Origin of the sequence: Nocardioides litoris (genome assembly GCF_006346315.1) — a bacterium.
Lineage (GTDB): Bacteria > Actinomycetota > Actinomycetes > Propionibacteriales > Nocardioidaceae > Nocardioides > Nocardioides litoris.
This window is the reverse complement of sequence record NZ_VDMR01000006.1, coordinates 84,179-99,178: the sequence shown is the minus strand read 5'-3', so window position 1 is coordinate 99,178 and position 15,000 is coordinate 84,179. Positions and strand designations below refer to the sequence as shown.

Genomic DNA, 15,000 nt, shown 5'->3' with positions numbered 1-15,000 from the left:
CGGTGACCTGGCGACCACATCAGCCCCCGAGAAGGTCGCCAGCCCACCCGAGCCCCGTCCGCACCCCGGGGAGCGGTGACCTGGCGACCACATCAGCCCCCGAGAAGGTCGCCAGCCCACCCGAGCCCCGCCCGCACCCCGGGGAACGGTGACCTGGCGACCACATCAACCCCGAGAAGGTCGCCAGCCCACCTCCCGCCCCACCCCGCCCCGGTGCCGTTCCAGTCACCGTCCCCGTCCGGGGTCCGGCGTCCAGGAGACGTCCACAGCGCCCTTGCCCCGCCCGCCTCTCCCCAGGCTGCGCGACGGCGCTCGCAGGAGTGGCCGCGCCCGCGTGTGATGCCCGGGTGAGACCCATCCCTCCCGCGCTGCGCGGGCGTCCCTTCACGCACGTCGAAGCTGGCGCACTCGGCGTGACCGAACGGATGCTGCGCGGCCAGCGGTTCACCTCCATCCACCCGCGCGTCTGGCGGTGCACGGACCACGTGATGACGGAGGCAGACGAGGTCGAGGCGGCCCGACTCGCCATGCCGCCGGACGCCCACGTCACAGGCATCACGCGGCTGCGTGCGCTCGGGCTCGAGCACGGACCACGCCGTCCGCTGCACTTCGTCGTCGCCCGCGACCACCACATTGCGCTCGACGGGATATTCCTCCACCGCACCAAGCGGCTGCCGCCCGTGGACGGGGACGGGGTGGCCGTCGAAGCCGCCTTCCTCGCTCACTGCGCGAGCTCGACGACGCGCACCCTGGACGCGATCGTCGTCGGCGACTGGCTGCTCCACCACGGGCACATGACGCAAGCGTCCCTGCTCGAGCTCGCCCTCGCCCAGCCGTGGCGCGCGGGAGCAGACCAGGCGCGGTACGTCGTCGACCACCTCGAACCGCGCTCGCGGTCGATCAAGGAGAGCGAGGCCCGGGCGCTCCTCGTCTTCAGCGGCCTGCCGCGGCCACTCAGCAACGCCGAGCTGCTGCTCGACGGTGGCCTCGTCGTCGCGGGTGACCTGGTCTACCGCGAGCTCGGCCTCCTCATCGAGTACGAGGGAGCACACCACCAGGCGGACCGGCGGCAGTACACCGTTGACATCGACCGGTACGCCGCCATCCGCGAGAGCGGCCTGCAGTACGTGCAGGTGACGAAGGAACGTCTGCGCAACCCGCGTCGGACCGTCGACGACATCCACCAGCGCATGGTCGCCTGCGGCTACGACGGTCCGGCACCGGATGTCGCCGGCGACCTCTGGCGTCTTCTGTTCCTGCCACTCACGACCGCCGTGGCCGAGCGGTTCGAGCGGTTCGCGCCGGGTGCTCAGCGGAGGCGGTGACCTCGCGACCGAACCGCCACCCGAGGAGGTCGCCACCTCACCACTCCCCCGAGCCCGTCCCCGGCGAGGGTGACCTGCCGACCCGACAGCCGCCCACGGAGGTCGCCACCTCACCGCTTCCCCCACGTCGGGCCGTGCCAGGCTGCACCCGTGCCGAGCCTCGTCCACGACCTCCTCGCCTGGGCCATCCCGCGGCTGCGCGGGTCGGGCGACCTCGACGACGCCGACGCCGAGCGCGCCCGCATCGAGCGCTGGCACGCCGGCCTCGACCGGTCGCTGCCGACCGGCCGGCTCTCCCGCACCAGCACCCGGTACGACGTCCGCACGACCGACGAGCCGTTCCCGGTGCACACGCTCCGGCCGCGCGGGGCCCGGCCGCGCACCACGGTGCTCTACCTCCACGGCGGCGGGTACGTCGCGCCCGCCGACCCCGTCCACGTCCGCTACGCGCTGCGGCTGGCCCGGCACCTCGATGCCGAGGTCGTGCTGCCCGACTACCCGCTCGCGCCGGAGCACACCTGGCGCGACAGCCACGACGCACTCGTCGACCTGCTCACCGGGCTGGCCGCCACCCAGGACCGCGTCGTCGTCGCGGGCGACTCGGCCGGCGGCGGGCTCGCCCTCGCCGTTGCCCAGACCGTCCGCGACCGCGGGGGCCGGCAGCCCAGCCACCTCGTCCTGCACGCCCCGTGGGCCGACCTCACCACCACCTCGGCCGACCGCGAGGCCCGGGCGCACGACGCCGTCGACCCGTGGCTGTTCCTCTCCAAGCTCGAGGCGTACGCCGCGTGGTGGGCCGGCGACCCGGCCGACCTGCGCCGGCCCGAGGTCTCCCCGGCCCACGCCGACCTGACCGGCCTGCCGCCGACGATCGTGTTCTGCGGCACCCGCGACCTGCTGGTCCGCGACGCCCGGCTGCTCGCCGACCGGGCGGCCGCACTCCCGGGCGGCGGCGAGGACGGGTGGGACCTGACCTACCTCGAGGCCCCCGACCTCATCCACGTCTTCGGCATCCTGCCCGGGCTGCCCGAGGCCCGCCGGGCCTGGCGGCACACGACGGCGTTCCTCGACGGCCGGGAGCAGCCCCGGTGAGGACCGAGGTGCGTGCCTTCACCGACCTCACCGGTCGCGAGGTCCACGACGTCGCGCGGCTGCGCCAGGACGTGTTCGTCGTCGAGCAGGAGTGCCCCTACCCCGACCTCGACGGCCGCGACACCGAGCCCGGCACCCGCCACGTCCTGCTCCTCGACGAGCACGACGTGCTCCGGGGCGTCGCGCGCACCCTCGACGACGGCGACCTCTGGCGCATCGGCCGGGTCACCCTGGCCCGGTCGGCCCGGGGCCGCGGCCTGGCCGACGTGCTCGTGCGGGCCGCGCTCGACGTCGTGCCCGGCCGCCCGGTCGTGCTCGACGCGCAGGCACCGCTGGCGCGGTGGTACGCCACCTTCGGCTTCGAGGTCAGCGGCCCGGAGTTCCTCGAGGACGGCATCCCGCACCTGCCGATGCGGCTCGACCCGGAGCCTCAGGCCGACCCGACCACCCGGTAGACGACGCCGTCGGCCACGTCGGTCGCGGTCACCTGCCCGCGCGCGGCGAGCACGTCGAGGTGGGCCTTGGTCTCCATCGCGGCCATCCCCCGGCTGAACCAGTCGAGGCTGTCGAAGGCGTGCAGGTGCCGGGTCCAGCCCAGCTGCCGCGCGACGTCGTACGCCGTGGAGCCGGTGGCAGGGTCCACGGCCGCCAGGCTGTCGGCGAGCCGGGCCTCGTGGTGGGCGAGCAGCTGGTCGACGCGCTCGTGGGTGGACGGTGCGACGGGGCCGTGGGCGGGCAGGACCGTCAGGTCGGGCAGGGACCGGACCCGGGTCAGCGAGGCCATGAAATCGCCCAGCGGGTCGAGGGCCGGCGGCACCGTGAAGCCGATCGACGGCGTGATCGTGGGCAGCACGTGGTCGCCGGCGAAGAGCAGGCCGTCGGCCCGGTCGGCGAAGACGTAGTGGCCGGGGGTGTGGCCGGGGGTGTGCACGGCGTCGAGGGTGCGGGAGGACAACGCGACCTCGTGGTCGCCGTCCAGCCACGTCGTGGGGTACTGCCAGAGGTCGCGCAGGTCCTCGTCGGCGTCCTGCAGCCGCTCCCACTCCTCGGCGACGACACCGGCGCCGGCGGTGCGGAGCACGGCGTGGAAGGGGTTCTCGGTGAGCTCGTGGGCGTTGTTGAGCAGGTCGAGCGCGGGCTTGTCGCCGAGACCGAGCGCGACGTCGATGCCGAGCTCGCGGCCGAGCACGGTGGCCATGGTGAAGTGGTCGCGGTGCACGTGGGTGACCAGGAACCGCCTGATGTCACCGAACCCCGACCCGATGGAGCGCAGGCTCCGGTCGAGCAGCTCGCGGGCCTCGGGGATGTGCCAGCCGCCGTCGACCAACGTGAGGCCGTCGCCGTCCTGCACCGTGTAGACGTTGATGGCCCGGAGGCCGTCCATGGGCAGCGGCAGCGGGATGCGGTGGATCCCCGGCGCCACCTCCCAGGCCCCCTCGGCGGTCCAGTGCTCGCCCGAGTCGGGCGAGACGGACAGGGCGGTGGGGGTACCGGGGTCGTGGGCCACCCCCGGACCCTAGGACGTGGTCCCGACCGCCTCGGCGGTCAGGTCGGGCAGGCCCATGTCGAGGGTGGGCTGCTGGATGCCGCCGTCGACCTCGATCATCTTGCCCGTGACGTACTGCCCGGCCCGGCTGGCCAGGTAGAGCACCGCGGCCGCGATGTCCTCGGGCTCGCCGACCCGCCCGAGCGGCGTACCGCTCTCCAGCTGGCCCATCAGGCCCGGGTCGCCGGCCACCATCTCCAGCGCGCTGGTCATGATCGAGCCGACGAAGATGCCGTTGACCCGGATGCGGGGCGAGAGGTCGCGCGCGGCCATCCGGGTCCAGTGCGCGAGCGCGGCCTTGGCCGTGCCGTAGGCGACGAACCCGCGGTCGGCCGTGCGGCCCATCATCGAGCTGATCGAGACCACGGCCTTCTGGTGCGTGCCGGCGTCGGCGTCCTCCAGCAGGAACGGCACCGCGGCGCGGGTCAGGGCGTGAGCAGTGCTCACGTTGAAGGAGAACGACTCCTCCAGGAAGCGCGGCGAGGTCTTGAGGAACTCCCGCGGGAAGGTGCCGCCCACGTTGTTGACCACGACGTCGAGCCGGCCGAGCTCGTCGTACGCCGTCCGGGCCAGCCCCGCGACCGCGTCGAGGTCGCTGAGGTCGGCGGGCACGGTCACGCAGCGACGGCCGACCGCGCGCACCTGCGCGGCGACCTCGTCGAGCTGCTCCGGCGTACGGCTGGAGACGAGGACGTCGGCGCCGGCCTCGGCCAGCGCGACCGCGGTGGCGGCGCCGAGGCCGCGGCCGGCGCCGGTGACCACGGCGACGTGGCCGGGCAGGGCGAAGCGGTCGAGGATGCTCACCGGCGCACGACCCCTCGGGTCCCGGTGACCAGGCCGCGGCCGGTGACGAGCGGCAGGTCGATGGCCCGGACGAGGCCCGGGGGCGCGGCGACGACGGCCGGGAGTGCGTTGACGATGCGCTGGGCGGTGGTGATCATGCCGCTCACGTTGTGGTCGCCGTGCTCGCCGTGGTGGACCAGGTCGAGCTGGAGGTAGGGCTCGCCGGTGACCCGCACGCGGTAGCAGCCGTCGGTGCCGGCGGCCGGCTGCTCCCAGTCGGGGTGGTCGGCGGCGTCGGTGCGCGTCACGTGCTCGAGCACCACGCGGGGCACGCCGTCGACGGTGCCGATGAGCTGGAAGCGCACCGCGCCCATCGTCCCGGCCGCGATGTCGCCCGAGACCGACGGTGTGTCCCGCGCGGCGGGCCGGCGCTCGACCTCCTCGACCAGCGGCTCGTCAAGCACGACGTCGAGGGCGGCGGCGATCTGGCGCACGACGCTGCCCCAGGCCATGGTGAGGATGCCGGGGTTCCACAGCCAGCCGGGCTCGTCCATCGGCTTGCCGAACCCGAACAGGTCGTTCATCACGACCGCCTGGTCGTACGTCGAGTAGTCGCAGACCTCCATCACCCGCACCTCGTCGATGCGCTGGCTGAGGCTGGTCAGCACCAGCGGCAGCACGTCGTTGGCGAAGCCGGGGTCGATGCCGTTGACGTGCATGCTCGCCCCGCCGCGGGCGCAGGCGTCCTCGATGCGCGCGATGTCGTCGGGCGAGAGGATCCGCTCGGGCCACTGCAGCAGCACCGGCCCGCTCGAGGTGACGTTGATGCCCGCCTCGACGAACGAGACCAGGTCGTCGATGCACTCGAAGACCCGGTCGTCGGCCATCGCGGTGTGCACGATCGCGTCGGGCGCCAGCGCGACCAGCTCGTCACGGTCCGTCGTCGCACGGACGCCGAGCTCGCGACCCAGTCCGGCCAGGTCGCCCGCGTCGCGGCCGTGCTTGTCGGGGTTGCTCACCCACACCCCGACCAGCTCCAGGTCGGGGTGGGCGTCGATCCCGGCGATCGCGTGCCTCCCCACGGTCCCGGTGGACCACACGACGACGCGGAGGGGCTTCTCGGGCACGACCTGGGACATGGGCGGAGACTAGAACAGGTTCTAGTTCGGCGCCAGAGTGTCGCCGGGCGCCGGATACCCCGGTCGGCCGGGGTTTCCCGCGCTTGCCAGGCAATGCATTGCCTGGCAAGCGGCAGAAGAACCCGCCCAGCTGCAGGAACACCCGGTCGACCGGGTGTTCCCCACCCCGGCCGCCCAGCTACCCCCGCGTCGCACCGAGCTCGACGACGACCGGGCAGCGCGTGCCGGAGTAGATGGTCGGCATGCACCGGTTGCAGTGGACGCACGCGCCCCCCACGGCCGCGCCGGAGGCGAGGCGGTTGACCAGGTCGGGCTCGCGGAGCACCGCGCGACCCATGGCGACGAGGTCGAAGCCGTCGGCCATGGCCTGCTGCATGGTCTCGAGCCGGTTGATGCCGCCGAGCAGCACGAGCGGCATCGCCAGTGCCGAGCGGAAGCGCAGCGCCTTGTCGCGGAAGTAGGCCTCCTCGAAGTCGTAGGCCTTCAGGAACGACCGGCCCACGGGCGTCCGCATCCCCCACCGCACGAGCGGCGGCATGGTCGCGGCGAACTCGGCCACCGGCGCCTCGCCACGGAAGAGGTACATCGGGTTCATCAGCGACGACCCACCGGAGAGCTGCAGGGCGTCGAGGTGGCCGTCGGACTCGAGCATCCGGGCGGTCTCGAGGCTCTCCTCGGTCGTGACGCCGCCGCGGAACCCGTCGGAGACCGACAGCTTGGCCGTCACCGCGCAGGCCGACCCCACCTCCTCCCGCACGGCACGGGCGACCTGCCGGGCGAGCCGGGCCCGGTTCTCCAGCGACCCGCCCCACCGGTCGCGCCGCCTGTTCAGCCCCGGCGCGAGGAAGGAGGAGACGAGGTAGCTGTGGGCCATGTGCAGCTCGAGCACGTCGAACCCGGCGTCGACGAGCACCCGCGCCGCGGCGACGTACGCCCGCGTGATGCGGGTCAGGTCGCGCTCGGTGGCCGCCCCGACCACCTGCATCGACAACGGGCTCGGCATCCGGCTCGACGACAGCGCTCGTACGCCGTTGGAGCGGCCGTTGGCCACCGGCCCGGCGTGCCCGACCTGGCCCGCGATCGCCGCGCCGGTCTCGTGCACGGCGTCGGTGAGCCGGCGCAGCCCACCGGCCGTGGCCGGCCCCACCACCACCTGCTCGCGGTGGGTGCGGCCCTCGGGCGCGACGGCGAGGTAGGCCACCGTGGTCAGCCCGATCCCGCCCCGGGCGACGGCCAGGTGGTAGTCGAGGAGGCCGTCGGTGACCTGGCCGTGCGGCGTGCGTCCCTCGAACGTCGCGGCCTTGACCGTCCGGTTGCGCAACCGCACCGGCCCGAGGGTGGTGGGGGCGAAGACGTCGGGTGCACTCACCGCAGAACTGTAACGCGTTCTAGTTCCGTAGGATCGAGCCTCGATGGACCTCGACGAGCCCACCACTCTCACCGCGCTCGCCGCGCTCACCGGCCGCCTGCGCGCCGCCGGGTGCGTGTACGCCGAGGACGAGGCCGCCCTCCTCCTCGAGGCCACCGCGGGCGACGACGACCGCGGCGCCCGGCTCGAGCGCCTGGTCGCCGAGCGGGTCGCCGGACGCCCGCTGGAGCACCTGCTCGGCTGGGCGGCCTTCGACGGGCTGCGGGTCGTGGTCACCGACGGCGTCTTCGTGCCCCGGAGCCGCACCCTGCTGCTGGTCGAGCTCGCCGAGCAGCTGGCGCCGCCTGGCGGCACCGCGGTCGACCTGTGCTGCGGCACCGGCGCGCTGCTGGCGGCGCTGCTGCGGCGCCGTCCCGACCTCGTCGGGCACGCCGCCGACCTCGACCCCGATGCCGTCGCCTGCGCGCGGCGCAACCTCCCGCCCGACCGCGTGCACCAGGGCGACCTGTTCGACGCCCTCCCCGGCGACCTCGCCGGCCGGGTCGACGTGCTCGTCGTCAACGCGCCGTACGTCCCGACCGCCGAGCTCGACCTCATGCCGGGCGAGGCCCGCGACCACGAGCACCGGGTCGCCCTCGACGGCGGTGGCGACGGCCTCGACGTCCACCGCCGCGTGGCCGACGCGGCGGCGCGCTGGCTGGCCCCGGGCGGCCACCTGCTCGTCGAGGTCGCCCCGCAGCAGGTCGACGCCGCACTGGCGATGATGTCCGCCCGCGGCCTCGAGCCGGGCGTGGCCGAGGACGACGACCTCGACGCCACCGCCGTCGTCGGGCGTGCGCGTGGCGGTCGGGGTTAGCATTCCCCCGACCATGGGGGCCTCCCGACGATGCCAGCCCGCTCGACGCCCGGACGGAGGACCGTGACCGCCACCGCCCGCACGCGTGCCCGTCGTCCTCGCAACCGCCTCGTCGTGCCCGCGACCGTGCTCGCCCTCGCCGCCGCCGTGCTGGCCGCGTGCGGCGGCCGGCCCGCCGGCGGCGAGCCGCAGGCCACCCCCGCTCGCGCCACCTGGGACGACGGCCAGGTCACGCTCACCGCCGGCGGGGCCGCCCGGGCCCGGCTGGTGCTGCCCTCCGGCACCCGCCGCGTCACGCTCACCCTCGACGGCGCGACGCCGCTCCTGCTCCCCGGCGGGTGCACGCCCAGCAACGTCAAGGTCCGCCGCTCCTGGCTCGACGAGCACACCCTGTCGTGCGAGCCCGTCGACGGCCGCGGAGAGATCGTCGTGCTCGCCCTGGTCGACGGGGCGAGCGGCAGCACCGTGCGCGGGTCGGTGTCCCTCGAGGCCACCGACGGGTCGACGGCCATGTCGACGCTGCCCGACCGGCTCGTGGTGGGCGGCCGGGTCCCCCGGCCCGACCTGCGCCTGCTCTCCAGCCCCGACTTCCTCAACGCCGACGTGGCCGACCTGCGCCGCGGCCCCGGCCGCTGGAACCCCCGCCGGTCCCGCAACGGCACCAGCCCGACGTACGAGCGGGCGATCGGGGGCATCCTCGACGACTGGGTCCGCCTGCAGCCGGCGGCCGTCCTCGTGGCCGGCGACCTCGTCAACGGCCGGTGGGGCTTCGACGACGCCCGCACCGGCACCTTCGGTCCCGTGCGCACCCCGGCCGAGCAGGAGGCCGCGCTGCGCCGCGCCGCGCGCACCTACTACCCCCAGTGGCAGCAGCGCTTCGACCGGCGCGGGCTGCTCGTCTTCCCCTCCATCGGCGACCACGAGTACGGCGACGGCCCGTTCTCCCCGGCCAAGCAGCGGCTCGCGCCCACGGCCCGGGTCGAGTTCGCGCGCCAGTTCACCCGGCTCCCCGACGGCTCCCCGCGGTACGCCGACCGGCCGCCCGGCCCGGCTCGGTTGACGGCCTGGGCCGCCCGGCCCACCCCCGACGTCCAGGTCGTCTCGCTCGACCCGTTCGACATCACGCCGTCGCGGGCCCGGCTGCGCATCGACCCGCAGCAGCTGCGCTGGCTGGAGCAGGTCCTGGTCCGCGCCGAGCGCGACGGCGTCCGCTGGACCGTCGTCCAGAGCCACGTGCCCGTCGTCTACCCGGTGCGCCACCGGGCCTCCAGCGCGCTGCACCTCGAGCGGGGCACCGACTCCCCGCTGTGGCAGGTCATGCGCCGCCACGGCGTCGACCTCTACCTCACCGGCGAGGTGCACGACACCACGCTGGTCGAGCGCGACGGCATCGTGCAGGTCAGCCACGGCGGCGCCTTCCAGTACGGCCTGACCACGGCCCTGGTGCTCGACTTCTACGGTGACAACCTCGCGCTCACCCTGCGCGACTACGACGTCGACAAGACCCGCGGGTCCGGTCCACGACTGTGGGAGACCCGCCGCGACGGCCTGCCCCCCATCCGCCAGGGCGGGCCGGTCCGGGTCATCGGCACGGCCACGATGCGCCCCGGGCAGCTGGTCACCAGCAGCGGCATCCTCGCCCCCGTCGGGCCGACCCGCTAGCCTCGGCCCTCCCGCCGTCAGGAGGCCGTGTGCGCCCACCCGTCATGCCCTGGAAGACCGCCGACCGCAGTGCGGGGCGCGACCCCGTGGCCGACTGCGCGGAGATCTACCGCGAGCTGTTCACCCTCGACTTCCCGTGGGACCTCAACCAAGCGCTCAGCCTGGCCCTGTTCCGCACCTACGCCGTGCCGAGCATCGGTCGGCTGCTCGACGAGACCGGGCAGTTCACCACCGCCTGCCAGAAGCGGTACGACGACACCGCCCTGCTCCTCGAGGCGCCGGCGGTGCACGGGTTCGACAGCCCGGAGGGTCGCGCGGGGGTGCGCCGGGTCAATCAGATGCACGCGATGTACGACATCAGCAACGACGACATGCGCTACGTCCTGGCCACCTTCGTCGTGGTGCCCAAGCGGTGGCTCGACGACCACGGCTGGCGCCCGATGACCGACGGCGAGGTGACGGCCTCGGTGCACTACTACCGCACCCTCGGCCGGCACATGGCCATCCGCGACCTGCCGGGGACCTACGAGGAGTTCGCCGACCTCATGGACTCCTACGAGGCCGAGCACTTCGCTCCCGACCCCGGTGCGCGCCGGGTCGCCGACGCCACCCTCGAGCTGCTGGTCTCCTTCTACCCCGCGCCCGCCGCGGGCGCGGTCCGGGCCTTCAGCCGGGCCCTGATGGACCAGCCCCTCATCGACGCCTTCGGGTACGCCGCGCCCTCCCCCGCCCTGCGCCGGGCCAGCACGGCCGCGCTGAGGGTCCGGGCGGGCGTGGTCGCGCTCCTGCCCCCGCGTCGTACGGCGCGGCTCGGGGTCGACACGCCCCGCATCCGCTCCTACCGCGGCCCGATCACCCGCACCGACCTCGAGGGGATGGGCACCTTCGCGCCCGGCTGCCCGGTCGGGCCGGGCCTGGCCCGCGAGCGGGCCGGAGCCGCTAGCTCCGCCTGACCACCAGCAGCGTCGCGTCGTCGTCGGTCGGGTCGGCGGCGTCGGTGGCCGCGAGGTCGAGCACGAGCCCGTCGACCCAGCGCTCGAGGTGGTCGGCCTGCGGCCGGTCGCCGGCGAGGCGGCGCAGCCGCTCGGTCCGCTCGACGAGGTCGGTGCCGCGCCGCTCGACGAGCCCGTCGCTGTAGAGCAGGAGGCCGTCGCCGGGGTCGAGGCGCAGCCGGACCTCCTCGGCCACGCCGGAGCCCACCCCGAGCATCGGGCGGGGGTCGACGTCGACCAGGTGCGCGCCGCCGGCCGCGGGCAGCAGCAACGGCGCCGGGTGGCCGGCGCTGGCCAGCCGCACCTCGCCGGTCGTGCGGTCGAGCGTGGCGACCACCGCGGTGGCCAGGCCCAGGTCGAGCAGGCCGTCGAGGAGCGCGTCGAGCCGGTCGAGGCACTCGCCGGGCTGGTGGCCCTCGAACAGGTAGGCCCGCATGGCGGTGCGCAGCTGGGTCATGGCGGAGGCCGCCGCGACCCCGTGCCCGGCCACGTCGCCGACCACCACGGCCACCCGGTCACCGAGCTCGAAGACGTCCCACCAGTCACCGCCGAGCTGGTAGCTGGTCGCCGGGTGGTAGCGCGCGGCCACGGCGACCCCGGAGAAGACCGGAGCCCGGTCGAGCACGACGGTGCGCTGCACCGACTCGGCCATCGCGATCTGCTCGCGCGAGCGCACCAGCAGCTGGGCGTTGACGTTGCGCCCGAGCACGTCCGCGCCGTCGAGCTCCCACGTCCGCCACGGCGCGCTGACGCCCTCGGTGACCTCCTGCCACTTCTCGAACGACTGCCGCGGGCTGAGCCGGACGGCCGGGTCGGCGTCGGCGGCGAGCCGCTTGTTGGAGGGGTCGCCACCCCAGTCGACGACCACCCGCTGCTCGGGACGGAACCACATCAACCAGCGCTCCGGCACCGAGCCGATCCGCAGCACGCCCGCCGCCTGCCCGGCGTGTGCCGCGAGGTCGGCGTCGAGGGCCCCGAGGTGCTGGGTGCTGCTGACGTAGCGGTCGGGGTCGTCGGTGGCCGCGGCGATGCGCGACAGGACGTGGCGCGGCGGCACGACGCCCCGGGTGCGCACCTCGCCGTCGAAGCAGATCGCCACGCCGGTGGCCCCGACGAGCTCGAGCAGGGCGGGGTCGTCGGCCAGGGTCTCGACGGGCGACCGCGGGTCGCGGGCGATGCGCTGGCCCATCTCGGTCACGCGGCGCTGGGTCTCGAGCGCGGCCTCGCGGGCCTCGGCGCGCTGGCGGTGGCCGATGAGGTGCGCCGTGGCCTGCGTGACGACCTCGGCGGCAGCCCGGGCCTCCTGGCTGGGCCGGTGGGGCCCGGAGTAGTGGTGGCAGGCCACCAGGCCCCACAGCTCGCCGTCGAGCAGGATCGAGACCGACATCGAGGCGGTGACGCCCATGTTGGACAGGTACTCGACGTGGATCGGCGAGACGCTGCGCAGCCCGGCGTGCGACAGGTCGAGCGGCTGGCCGCTGTCGGGGTCGAAGACCGGGTGCAGCGGCACCGGCGTGTAGTGGACGTCGGCGATGAGCCGGATCGGGTTGACCCGGTAGAGCCGCCGCGCCTGCGCCGGGATGTCGGTCGCGGGGTAGTGCAGCCCGAGGAACGGGTTGAGGGTCGCGGCGCGGGCCTCGGCCACGACCACGCCGTTCCACTGCTCGTCGAACCGGTAGACCATCACCCGGTCGAACGCCGTCAGCGCCCGCACCTCGCGGGCCAGCAGGTCGGCCAGCCGCTCGGTCGTGGTGCCCTGGGCGAGCCGGGCCAGGCTGTTGCCGGTGGGCGCCGGGCCCTCGCTGCGGACCAGGCCCTCGACCTCGAGCACGACGCGGTCCTCCGAGCGGTGCACCCGCACGTCGACGGGCTCGCCCGCCAGGGAGCCGCCGACCGCATCGGTCAGGACGACGGTCAGCGGCTCGTGGGGCAGCTCCCGCCGCAGCACGCCGCGCACCAGGTCGCCCAAGCCCGGCCCGACCACGTCGACGAGGTCGCACCCGATGGCGGTCGCCGCCGGCACGCCCAGCAGCTCCTCGAGGTTGGCCGAGGCGACCACGACGCGGTCGTCCCCGTCGACCGCCACCAGCACGCCGTGGGGCTGGATCGCCCCGGGCACGTGGATGGGCTCGGTGTCGCACGTCGTCAGGTCGGGGGCGGCGTACGCCGGCGTGTGGTCCGCCGCGGGCGTCGTCGACGGACGCGGGATGATGGTCATGGGCACCGGGGAGGTAGGGACGACACGAGGTCGCGCGGGGGGAGGCCCTCGAACCTAGCCCGTCGCGGGCCCCCGTGCCTGCCGAACACCGGAGCCGGTGACACCGACGACGGCCGCGTCCCACGCGTCGTTGAGCTCCCCGAGCAGGTCGACGAGCACCGCCGCCCGCTCCGGACCCAGCGCGTCGAGCGCGGCCCGGATCGCGGTGGCCCGCACCAGCCCGTCGTGCCGGAAGGCGTCGGTCCCGGCCGCGGTCGGCCGCACCAGCCGGCTGGCGCTGCCCTCGACCTCGAACCGCTCCAGCCACCCCGCGGCGATCGCGGCGTTGACCTGGCGGTTGACCGTCGACTGCTCGAGGTCGAGGTCGGTGGCCAACCGGCGCAGGGTGCGCGGCTCGCCGTCGGCGAGCACCCACAGCAGCCGGAACGCGGAGTTCTCCAGCACGGTGCCGTCGTACACGTGGCGGCGACGGCGCTGCAGGCGCAGCAGCTGGTCGCCGAGCGCGGTGACCTGCGCGAGGGGGTCGTCGGGGTCGTCGGCCGGGGTGGTCATGGCCACAGGATGATGGCAGAGGTGACCGCCGTGTGTACCGTACACATCCGTGGACTCCCGGCACTCCCGTGCGCTGCTGACCGTCGTCGTCCTGTGCTTCGGCGGCCTCAGCGTCTCGCTCACCCAGACCCTCGTCATCCCGATCCAGGGCGAGCTGCCGGCCCTGCTGTCGACCTCGGCGGCCAACGCCGGATGGGTCGTGACGATCACGCTGCTGGCCGCGGCGGTGACGATGCCGATCAGCGGCCGGCTCGGCGACCTGTTCGGCAAGCCGCCGGTGCTCATCGGCAGCGCCGCGATCCTCGTGGTCGGCTCCGTGGTGTGCGCGCTGTCCTCCGACCTGGCGCCGGTGCTCGTCGGGCGGGCGCTGCAGGGCCTGGCCATGGGCTTCATCCCGGTCGCCATCGCCCTGGTGCGCGAGGTCGTGCCGCCCGACATGGCCAACACCGGCATCGCCGCCATGAGCGCCACCCTCGGCGTCGGCGGCGCGATCGGGCTGCCGCTCTCGGCGTGGGTCGTGCAGACCTTCGAGTACCACGCGCTGTTCTGGTTCGCCGCCGGCCTGGCCGCGGTGCTGCTGCTCGGGCTGGTCACCCTGGTGCCGCGGGTCTCCGACGCCCGCGGTGGCCGCGTCGACGTGCTCGGCGCCCTCGGCCTCGCCGCCGGCCTGGTGGGCGTGCTGCTCGCGGTGTCCAAGGGCAACGAGTGGGGCTGGCTCGACGGCCGGACCCTGCTCTCGGCCGGCCTCGGCCTGGCCGTCCTGGTCGGCTGGGGCTTCCTCGAGCTCGGCCAGGACCAGCCGCTGGTCGACCTGCGCGCCACCGCGCGCCGTCCGGTGCTGCTCACCAACGTGGCCGCCGTGGCCATCGGCTTCGGCATGATGGCGCAGGCCATCGTGGTGCCCCAGCTGCTGCAGCTGCCGACCGCGACCGGCTTCGGCCTCGGCCAGACCATCCTCGAGGCCGGCCTGTGGATGGCCCCCGGCGGCCTGATGATGCTGTTCTTCGCGCCCGTCTCGAGCCGGCTGATGACCGGCGTCGGGCCCCGGGTCGCCCTGATGCTCGGTGCCACCGTGCTCGGCGGGGGCTACCTCCTGGCCTTCTTCCTCATGGACGCCCCCTGGCAGCTCGCGCTCGCCTCGATCGTGGCCAGCGCCGGCGTCGGCATCGGGTACGCCGCCATGCCGGCCCTCATCATGGGCTCCACCCCGCCCGCCGAGGCCGGGTCGGCGCTGGGCGTCAACGCCCTGATGCGCTCCCTCGGCACCACCGTGGCCGCCGCCGTGATGGCCGCGGTGCTCTCCGGGTCGGGTGGCCGCGACGGGTTCGAGCTGTGCTTCCTCATCGGCGCGGCCGCGGCCTTCGTCGGCGTCGGCATCACCGCGCTGGTCCCCCACGTGCACCAGCGCGCGCCGCAGGGGTCCGCGACGTCCGAGCCCGCCGCCGCCTGAGCCGGTCCTGCGGGGT

General features: G+C 74.8%; 13 protein-coding genes. 7 read left to right on the top strand and 6 right to left on the bottom strand.

The window, feature by feature from the left end; translation table 11 throughout:
• Window positions 1–320: 320 nt before the first annotated feature.
• The 3 genes from FJQ57_RS17070 to FJQ57_RS17060 all read left to right on the top strand — a co-directional run bounded on the left by FJQ57_RS17070 (window position 321) and on the right by FJQ57_RS17060 (window position 2,872).
• Window positions 321–1,325 (top strand): hypothetical protein, encoded by a 1,005-nt coding sequence (locus FJQ57_RS17070; RefSeq protein ID WP_139982646.1) that lies wholly within the window; start codon window positions 321–323, stop codon window positions 1,323–1,325.
• Between the two features lie 150 nt (window positions 1,326–1,475).
• On the top strand, window positions 1,476–2,417 hold the full coding sequence (locus tag FJQ57_RS17065) for an alpha/beta hydrolase fold domain-containing protein (RefSeq protein WP_170219487.1): 942 nt from the start codon (window positions 1,476–1,478) through the stop codon (window positions 2,415–2,417).
• Window positions 2,414–2,872, top strand: coding sequence for a GNAT family N-acetyltransferase (locus FJQ57_RS17060; RefSeq protein ID WP_139982642.1), 459 nt, complete (start codon window positions 2,414–2,416; stop codon window positions 2,870–2,872). Before FJQ57_RS17065 ends, FJQ57_RS17060 begins: the two co-directional genes overlap by 4 nt.
• Here FJQ57_RS17060 and FJQ57_RS17055 read toward each other — a convergent pair.
• The 4 genes from FJQ57_RS17055 to FJQ57_RS17040 form a co-directional block, all read right to left on the bottom strand.
• On the bottom strand, window positions 2,848–3,924 hold the full coding sequence (locus tag FJQ57_RS17055; protein WP_139982640.1) for an MBL fold metallo-hydrolase: 1,077 nt from the start codon (window positions 3,922–3,924) through the stop codon (window positions 2,848–2,850). The two genes, FJQ57_RS17060 and FJQ57_RS17055, sit on opposite strands and share 25 nt — an antisense overlap.
• 9 nt (window positions 3,925–3,933) lie before the next feature.
• Entirely contained in the window at window positions 3,934–4,767 is an 834-nt protein-coding gene (locus tag FJQ57_RS17050) for an SDR family oxidoreductase (RefSeq protein ID WP_139982639.1), read from the bottom strand.
• Window positions 4,764–5,885, bottom strand: coding sequence for an NAD(P)H-dependent amine dehydrogenase family protein (locus FJQ57_RS17045; protein ID WP_139982637.1), 1,122 nt, complete (start codon window positions 5,883–5,885; stop codon window positions 4,764–4,766). Before FJQ57_RS17045 ends, FJQ57_RS17050 begins: the two co-directional genes overlap by 4 nt.
• Before the next feature lie 178 nt (window positions 5,886–6,063).
• Window positions 6,064–7,254 carry an oxidoreductase gene (locus FJQ57_RS17040; RefSeq protein WP_139982635.1) on the bottom strand — a complete coding sequence of 397 codons (1,191 nt, stop codon included), beginning with the start codon at window positions 7,252–7,254 and terminating at the stop codon, window positions 6,064–6,066.
• A gap of 43 nt (window positions 7,255–7,297) precedes the next feature.
• On the opposite strand from FJQ57_RS17040, the gene FJQ57_RS17035 reads away from it, so the two are divergent.
• The 3 genes from FJQ57_RS17035 to FJQ57_RS17025 all read left to right on the top strand — a co-directional run bounded on the left by FJQ57_RS17035 (window position 7,298) and on the right by FJQ57_RS17025 (window position 10,725).
• On the top strand, window positions 7,298–8,110 hold the full coding sequence (locus tag FJQ57_RS17035; RefSeq protein WP_139982633.1) for a putative protein N(5)-glutamine methyltransferase: 813 nt from the start codon (window positions 7,298–7,300) through the stop codon (window positions 8,108–8,110).
• Window positions 8,111–8,173: 63 nt separating this feature from the next.
• Window positions 8,174–9,772 (top strand): metallophosphoesterase family protein, encoded by a 1,599-nt coding sequence (locus FJQ57_RS17030; protein WP_170219486.1) that lies wholly within the window; start codon window positions 8,174–8,176, stop codon window positions 9,770–9,772.
• A 29-nt stretch (window positions 9,773–9,801) separates the two neighbouring features.
• Entirely contained in the window at window positions 9,802–10,725 is a 924-nt protein-coding gene (locus tag FJQ57_RS17025; protein WP_246081872.1) for an oxygenase MpaB family protein, read from the top strand.
• On the opposite strand, the gene FJQ57_RS17020 is transcribed toward FJQ57_RS17025, so the two are convergent.
• On the bottom strand, window positions 10,712–12,982 hold the full coding sequence (locus FJQ57_RS17020) for a SpoIIE family protein phosphatase (protein WP_139982629.1): 2,271 nt from the start codon (window positions 12,980–12,982) through the stop codon (window positions 10,712–10,714). The two genes, FJQ57_RS17025 and FJQ57_RS17020, sit on opposite strands and share 14 nt — an antisense overlap.
• Window positions 12,983–13,036: 54 nt before the next feature.
• Window positions 13,037–13,534, bottom strand: a complete 498-nt coding sequence (locus FJQ57_RS17015) for a MarR family winged helix-turn-helix transcriptional regulator (protein WP_139982627.1) — start codon at window positions 13,532–13,534, stop codon at window positions 13,037–13,039.
• 49 nt (window positions 13,535–13,583) lie between these two features.
• Here FJQ57_RS17015 and FJQ57_RS17010 point away from each other — a divergent pair, with 49 nt between their 5' ends.
• A complete protein-coding gene (locus tag FJQ57_RS17010) occupies window positions 13,584–14,984 on the top strand; it encodes an MFS transporter (protein ID WP_139982625.1) in 1,401 nt (466 codons plus the stop codon).
• Window positions 14,985–15,000: the final 16 nt, after the last annotated feature.

Coding starts and splice junctions, on each gene's coding strand:
- FJQ57_RS17020 (WP_139982629.1), bottom strand. CDS start 12,982: ATGACCATCATCCCGCGTCCGTCGACGACGCCCGCGGCGGACCACACG.
- FJQ57_RS17035 (WP_139982633.1), top strand. CDS start 7,298: ATGGACCTCGACGAGCCCACCACTCTCACCGCGCTCGCCGCGCTCACC.
- FJQ57_RS17045 (WP_139982637.1), bottom strand. CDS start 5,885: ATGTCCCAGGTCGTGCCCGAGAAGCCCCTCCGCGTCGTCGTGTGGTCC.
- FJQ57_RS17015 (WP_139982627.1), bottom strand. CDS start 13,534: ATGACCACCCCGGCCGACGACCCCGACGACCCCCTCGCGCAGGTCACC.